This is a genomic window from Kocuria rosea, from assembly GCF_023715525.1.
Taxonomy (GTDB): domain Bacteria; phylum Actinomycetota; class Actinomycetes; order Actinomycetales; family Micrococcaceae; genus Kocuria; species Kocuria rosea_A.
Window position 1 is genome coordinate 109,237 of the sequence record NZ_JAMBOG010000012.1, and the last position, 6,838, is coordinate 116,074.

The window sequence follows — 6,838 nt, forward strand, 5'->3', positions numbered from 1 at the left end:
TGTTCTCCTTGCCCGGCGGCATGCAGGCACGCACGACCACCGGAGCGTCAACGAGGGGAGGGGAAAGGAACGCTCAGCCGTTCCGTTCCCTATTGTGAATCATCCGGAGTGCTGGTGGCGACCGTGACGTTAGATGATCGCGCCGGGTCCTGTGCTCGGTGCTCGCCGCACGACCACATCCGGCGGCCGGCGCATCTGCACGCGCGGGCGGACAAGGCCGCCAGGCTCATGACCGCGGTGAGCGGCCGTGAGCTCGGGTGCCCGCCCCGACAACCGCGGATCGCACCCTGGGCTGGCAACGACCTCTGACCTCCCCTATCCAGGCCCCTGCTCCCGTGGTGCCATCATCGCGGAGGCCCGGAGTTCCTGTGCGGGCATCCGGGGGTCCTGCTGCAGCGCAGACCCGTTCTCCGGCGGCAGGTGCGATGATCCCAACGGTGTCGTGACAGGCCGGAGGTGACAGAAGCATGCACAAGCCCGGCACCGGACGCCGTCGCGGCGCACCGCTCTGCTGATGTCCGTGCTCCTGCCGGTGGCCGTGAACCAGGTGGCATTCCTCATCGGCCGGTGTCTCGGTCCCCGGTTGCGCCGGTCCGCCCTGGGGCAGCTCGACAGCGCCCAGCGGTGGGAGAGGGCGCTGGAGCTGGTCGACCGGCGCGGGCCCACCGCCGTCTTCGCTGCCCGGTGGATCACCGTGGTGCTGATGGTCGCCGCAGCGGGGGTGCGGACGGTCCGGACCCGCCGTCGCGCAGCCCGGCAGTCGGTGGCGGTGGTCGGCAGCGGTTCCGGCGGTCACCGTGGATCGCTCGCGGGGCGGGTCAGTGGCGGCGCAGCTCGGCGTCGCCCAGGATGAGCGTCCGGCGCTGACCGGTGGTGGCCTCGCGGGTCCACACCCCACCGGCCCGGGCATCGGTGTCCTCCACGGTGCCTCGGTGGTAAACCACCCCGTGGCGGTGAGCCGCGTTCAGCTCCCCGGCCCGCAGCCACTCCAGGTTCTCGATCGGCGCATCTCCCTCAGCGATCACTGTCCCCTGGCCGGCCAGCACACCCCGCCGGGCTCAGTCGCCGACCGCGTCGCGGCCGCGCGCCACGATCAATGGATCCACCGGGTAGACCACCGCCGGGTCCTTGTCCTGGTAGTCGAACTGGTCCAGGAACACCCGCATCGCGCTCAGCCGCGCCCGCTTCTTGTCGTTGGACTTCACCGTGATCCACGGGGCGTGGTCGGTGTCGGTGCGCAGGAACATCTCCTCCTTGGCTCGGGTGTAGTCCTCCCAGCGGTCCAGGGAGGCCAGGTCGTTGGGGGAGAGCTTCCACCGCCGCACCGGGTCGATCTGGCGGATCGCGAAGCGGGTGCGCTGCTCCTGGCGGGTGACCGAGAACCAGAACTTGGTGAGGTGGATCCCGGAGTCCACCAGCATCTTCTCGAACACCGGGGCCTGCTCCATGAACCGGTGGTACTCCGCCTCGGTGCAGAAGCCCATGACGGGTTCGACCACCGCCCGGTTGTACCAGGAGCGGTCGAACATCACGATCTCCCCGGCGGTGGGCAGGTGGGCGATGTAGCGCTGGAAGTACCACTGCCCGGCCTCCCGGTCCGAGGGCTTCGTCAGCGCCACCACCCGGGCCGCACGGGGGTTGAGGTGCTCGGTGAAGCGCTTGATGGTCCCGCCCTTGCCGGCGGCGTCGCGGCCCTCGAACACGATCACGTGCTGGAGGTCGTGGTCCTGGGCCCAGTACTGGAACTTCAGCAGCTCGATCTGCAGCTGGTACTTCTCCAGCTCGTAGGCCTCCCGGTCCATCAGCTGGTCGTAGGGGTAGTCCTCCCGCCAGGTCTCCACGGCCGAGCCGCCCGGGTCGATGAGGTCGGGGTCGTGGGAGTGCCCGTCGCGGACGGTGTAGCCCTGTTCGGTGAGGTGGTCGATGAACTCCCGCAGGTTCTCCCGCACCGCCCATTGGTCCTCCGGCACCCACAGTCTCCTGGCCTCCGACATTGCTGCTCCTCACTCCTGGGTTCCCACCGCGTCGCTAGGACGTCAGTGTAGAGAGCCACGGTGGAGGGCCGGTGAACACACCAGCACCCCGGGGTAGGGTCGGAGCCATGAGGGACCGGACGACCCCGCCCGACACTCAAGGCCCCACCACCACGCACCCGGGCTTCGAGGCCGCCCGCCAGGCCTATCTGCGGGCCCGGCGCGAGTTGACGGTCGCCGCCCTGCAGGAGCTGATCCTGCGGGTACGCACCCGCTATCCCGGCGCCGCATCCGTGCTGCTGATCTGCGACGACGTCGAGGACGGGCTCTACCTCGCCGAGATCACCGACAGCTCCGGGCGGTCCCTGCGCCCCGACGGTCCGCTGCTGGAGGCCCGCACCTGCCACCAGGTGCTGGGCAATTTGCACGGGCCGGACCTGGCCGGGGTGTCCGGGGTCGACCACGACCCGGCGGCGATGACCTTCCAGGTCACCATCAGCGGCCGTCACCGCTGACGCCCGACAACCGCCCCGGGCAGCCGCCTTCGCCAGTGGCCGGGACGCCAGTCCGCCTGGGCGCCCGGGTCAGGACAGGTCGTGGCCGAGCTGGGCCACCAGCTCGGCCACGACCTGGTGGCCGTTCTCGACCCCGGTGCGCACCGCGGCCAGCTCTGCCCCGTGCAGAACCCCCACGGCGTAGCGGTCCTCCCCGGTTCCCTGGTAGGCCTGAGCCGTGCGCTCCAGCCAGCCGGCCACGACCCCGGCGTCCATGATCTCGCCCAGCGCCTCCTGGTGGGCCTTGGCGTCGGCGGCCGCGTGGGCTGTCGCCTTGCCCGAGGTGAATCCTGAACGTCTCAGGGCCGCGTTGACGTAGCGGACCCGTTTGACGTCCTTGCGCACCTGGTGGAGGTGCTCCAGCCGGTGCTCCAGGTCTGCCTCGGCACCCGTGTCCTCGGCCTCGACGCCGCGTGCCCCGGCCCGTTGCACTTTGTGCAGGGCTCGTCGCAGCATCTTGTCGCAGGCCTTGCGGGCCGAGACCTTGCGACACTTCGCGCTCAGGGGCGGATCGGCGGCAAAAGCCTGCACGTCGGCCAGCAACCGCAGGTGCTTCGGATTGCTCAGGTCACCGCGCACGGTGGCGGTGGCCGCATGCGCCTGCTGCTCCGCGGTGTGCTGCAGCACCTCCGCGGCCACAGGGTTCACCTTCCCGTCCAGAGCGGCCACGCGGGCGGGCAGCAGCTCGGCGGTGACCTCCGCGTCCCGGGCGCCCGACAGCGCCCGGGCCAGCTCCCGCAGCCGCACATCCAGCTCCCGGGCGGCGTCGCCGGTGAAGTACGGCGCGGCGGCCTTGAGCAGGCTGCGCAGCGACCGGGACGTCACCCGCATCTGATGCACCGCATCGGGCACGTCCAGCCGGACCTTGAGGTCCCACCGCACCAGCTGCTCGGCCAGCTGCCCCAGCACCGTGACGAGCACATCGGCCCCGGTATCCTGCTGATCTGCCTTGTGACCGGCCTGGTTCCCGGCCCCCGGCTGCCCCGAGGCCGGGCCCGTCTCCTGGGCGGCAGCCGTGACCGGGTCCTCGTCGGCCAGGCCCGTCAGGCCGTCGGCGCCGTTGCCGTCCTCGAGGCCGAGGGCGCGGAGGATCTTCGCCTCGGAGGTCGAGGCCCGGCCGCCAGCTGCGAACAGGGCCTGTTCCACGGCGGTGAAGATCCGGTCCTGGTGCTCCTCGGAGATGGTCGCGTCGGTGAGCTCCACCTCCCACTCCGACCACGTCCGCGGTGCCCGGGCGCGTTCGTCGACGGCCTCGACGTCGTCGATGGCGACCTCGCCCACCTGCGCCCCGGCCGCGTCGGTGACGGACAGCACCCGCCGGGTCGTGCGCAGCGTGGCGATCGGGTGCAACGGCTGCCCACCGGTAGCCCCTTCCACCAGGCGCTGCACAACGTCGGGCATCTGCTCCGGGGCCTCATCGGCCAAGGGGAACTGGGCCTCGTGGCGCCCGCCGGTCTCGCGCAGCTTCACGTGCCACCCGTCATCGGCCCCGCCCGTCCGCCGGCGCAGCGCCACCCCGTGCCGGTGCAGGGCCATGTCGGCGGTGTCGTAGTAGACCGCCTCCATCCGGTGCTCCACCGCAGCATCGGTCACCGTGTACCCGGCCAGCCCGCTCCAGTCGATCCGGGCCCCGGCGCCGTCGGGCAGGTCGTACTTGCGCTCGAGCTCTCGCTGCGCGGCGACGGTCATGGTGTCCTCCTCGATCCGGGAACGGCGGGAACGGAAGGCTCGCCCGCCGGAGTGGGGTCGATGATACGCGACCGAAGTGACGTGGATTACACTCGCCTCGGGTGCGCTCCGATCCTGGGGAGCCGGCTTCGAGGAAGCGGTCCGGGGGCATCGGTCCATGTCACGGCTGGGACACGATCCCGGCCTGGTCCTGGGCGCACGGGGCGGGTGCCGGCTACGGCGCGTAGCGCATGTGTTTTCAAGAAGGGGGAACCATGCCGCGATCCTTGCTGCTGGTGCTCGTGGGTGTGGTGGCCGTGACCGGGGCGGGGGCCTGGTGGTTGGCTCATCAGGTGCGCCGGTGGCGGACCGCCGTGCGGTTGCGCCGGGTCCAGGCCTACCATGCCAGCCTGCGGGCCGAGGTTCGGGTGAGCTACGAGCGGATCTACACCCGATGCGCGGCCCGGCCCGCCTGGGCAGCACAGAAGCTGGCGGACATGGAATGGGCCTTCGCCCAGATCGACGGTGTCCTGGAGCGGCGGCGCCTGGACGACCTGGCCGAGGTGGGCCGCACCACGCCCCCGGTGGCCCGACCGGTGATACCGGCCGTGCTCGGGTCGGGTGGGGCCGTGGCGCTGATGATCGCGGCCCTGATCGCGTTCTGACCGGCTCTGTTGGCGCTGTGGGCGGGTTCGCTCGCCCACCCACGAGTGGCAAGGCGGTGGGGCGGGCCGAGAGGCCGGGGGCTCAGCCGGTCCGGGGGCTGGCCGTGGCGGCCGGGGAGGGGGTCGCGGTGCGGATCTGCTCCAGCAGCTCCTTGACCCGGGTGTCGATGGCCTCCACCACCTCACCGACCCGTTCCGGGGTCGTCCCGGGCGGCAGGCCTCCGACCGTCCAGTGCTCCTGGGCGGTGCCGGGATGGACATGGATGCCGTCGCTGGCGCCGAAAGTGATCACATGGTCGGCGGCGCGCACCACGTCGTCGGTCACCGGCTTGGGATAGACCCCTTCGGTGGTGATGCCGCGGTCGGCCAGCTTCTCCAGGACGAGGGGGTCCACCGCGTCCCCGGCCGTGAACCCGGCCGAGCGGGCCACGACCGCACCCCGGGCGTAGTGGATCAGCAGAGCCGCGGCGATCTGGGAGCGGCTGGTGTCCTCCTCGTCGACGAACAGCACCTGCGGGACCGAGGTCTGGTCCCGGGTCCTGGTGTGGGCCAGGGCGGTGAGCCGGTCGGCGGCGAAGTGCCCGGCCAGCGGTGCCAGATAGGTGCGCACCTTCGCGGTGCGCGCCAAGGCGGCGTAGGACTCGAACACCATCCGTTCGACCAGTTCCGGGGCGAACACCCCGGCCCAGTGCTCGATCAGGTGCTCAGCGGTGCGCTGGAGCACCCGGGTGTCCAGCTCCTGCGCCGACTCCGCCCGCTGCTCCGTCGGCTGGTCCATGTCTTCATCCATGACAATGCCCTCCCCCAGGACCGTGCCCAAAGCGGCAAGCCTCGACCGCCACGAGGCGGTGCCGGCCACGAAGGTCCCTGTCGGGGCTCACCGGCCCGCATGCGACCCCTGATGGGCGCGCGCCCACGTGTGCCCGTGACAACGACCCGCGGCACCACCGCCTGTGATGCGGATCACGATGATGCCAGTCGGAGGTGGCCAACCGGGATCCTCAAGGTGGCCGCAGGGTGAACGGCCGGGGAGAGCGGCCCGTGCACCACCGGTCCCGTGGCTCCGCGCATGTCCTCCTGCCGGGGCCCTGGGCCGGTGGCCACAGCACCGCCCCCGGGGGCTGGACGAGGCGGCCGTCGTGTCCCCGGGGCCTCCGGCTCGTGGACGTGGCCGACTCCGCGTACGGTGCGCAGGTGCCGGGGGAGAGCGGGGCCGGGTTCGATCCTGCGTCGCGACCGGGCGAGGAGCCCACCGGAGGTGGACGGCTTGGTGGCGCAGCCATCGGCGCCGCCCCCCGGCCGGCGACCGCATCCGCCTCGGTGTCCCGGGTGGTGAGCATGGTGATCGGCGCGTCCGAGCGTTGCCGCAGCCGACAGCACACGTGCAGCCCAGCCATCCCGGGCAGCTGCAGGTCCAGCAGCACCGGATCCGCCCCCGCGCCTCGCCTCCCTGCACCCCCCCCCACGACGCGGGTGCCCCACAGGAGGACAGGACAGGGGAGAGCGCCCCATCGCCGCCCCCGCGGCGGGAGCGCGTCCATCACCGGCGTGCGGTGCACCCGGGTGATTCCGGCGTTCACCATGGGTTTTCCTCCCGGACACCACACCCGCCTACGGTTCGACGGTCAGCGCGTCCCCCCCCCCCACCGCGGACACACCGGTGCGGATCCACCCCCGGGGACCCGCACGGAGTGCCCCAGCCGGGCCGTCCGCCGATGGTCCGGCTGGGGCATTCTCGGCCTCGGAGCCCGGCAGGCGCCGGGCCCCGGCCCGGGATGTGGGCAGGAACACTGGTCGCGGAGGCTGCAGCCGCCGCTCTCGGGGCGCAGGGCGGGGTTGGGGGAATCTAGATGTACTGCCCAGGGAGGTTGGTCAATCGGGTGACGGGTGGGTGGTTGCCGATAGCGGTGTGTGGCCGGTGATGGTTGTAGTGATGCAGCCATCCCGGCAGTGCGGCCCGGCGGGCCTGCTCGGTCGG

The 6,838-nt window shown here is 72.0% G+C and carries 8 protein-coding genes; 2 read left to right on the forward strand and 6 right to left on the reverse strand.

What is annotated here, in order from left to right; all coding sequences use genetic code 11:
• Positions 1–818 precede the first annotated feature (818 nt).
• Both M3185_RS10535 and ppk2 read right to left on the reverse strand, forming a co-directional pair.
• Complete coding sequence (locus tag M3185_RS10535; protein ID WP_251333629.1) at positions 819–1,025, reverse strand: hypothetical protein; 207 nt, start codon at positions 1,023–1,025, stop codon at positions 819–821.
• A 33-nt stretch (positions 1,026–1,058) separates the two neighbouring features.
• Positions 1,059–1,994: a polyphosphate kinase 2 gene (gene ppk2 / locus M3185_RS10540; protein WP_251333630.1), complete on the reverse strand. Its 936-nt coding sequence runs from the start codon at positions 1,992–1,994 to the stop codon at positions 1,059–1,061.
• Positions 1,995–2,101: 107 nt separating this feature from the next.
• Here ppk2 and M3185_RS10545 point away from each other — a divergent pair, with 107 nt between their 5' ends.
• Positions 2,102–2,488, forward strand: coding sequence for a hypothetical protein (locus tag M3185_RS10545; protein ID WP_251333631.1), 387 nt, complete (start codon positions 2,102–2,104; stop codon positions 2,486–2,488).
• 69 nt (positions 2,489–2,557) lie between these two features.
• Here the strand turns inward: M3185_RS10545 and M3185_RS10550 are convergent, their stop codons facing one another.
• Positions 2,558–4,216: a CYTH and CHAD domain-containing protein gene (locus M3185_RS10550; RefSeq protein WP_251333632.1), complete on the reverse strand. Its 1,659-nt coding sequence runs from the start codon at positions 4,214–4,216 to the stop codon at positions 2,558–2,560.
• A gap of 254 nt (positions 4,217–4,470) precedes the next feature.
• Between M3185_RS10550 and M3185_RS10555 the strand changes: the two genes are divergently transcribed.
• Positions 4,471–4,860: a hypothetical protein gene (locus M3185_RS10555; protein ID WP_251333633.1), complete on the forward strand. Its 390-nt coding sequence runs from the start codon at positions 4,471–4,473 to the stop codon at positions 4,858–4,860.
• An 82-nt stretch (positions 4,861–4,942) separates the two neighbouring features.
• Here M3185_RS10555 and M3185_RS10560 read toward each other — a convergent pair whose 3' ends face one another.
• From M3185_RS10560 to M3185_RS10570, 3 genes are all read right to left on the reverse strand, one after another.
• Positions 4,943–5,638, reverse strand: coding sequence for an arsenate-mycothiol transferase ArsC (locus tag M3185_RS10560; protein ID WP_251333634.1), 696 nt, complete (start codon positions 5,636–5,638; stop codon positions 4,943–4,945).
• A 223-nt stretch (positions 5,639–5,861) separates the two neighbouring features.
• Complete coding sequence (locus tag M3185_RS17540; RefSeq protein WP_374238496.1) at positions 5,862–6,443, reverse strand: response regulator; 582 nt, start codon at positions 6,441–6,443, stop codon at positions 5,862–5,864.
• Between the two features lie 263 nt (positions 6,444–6,706).
• On the reverse strand, positions 6,707–6,838 hold a 132-nt coding region (locus M3185_RS10570), incomplete at its 5' end, for an integrase core domain-containing protein (RefSeq protein ID WP_251333640.1).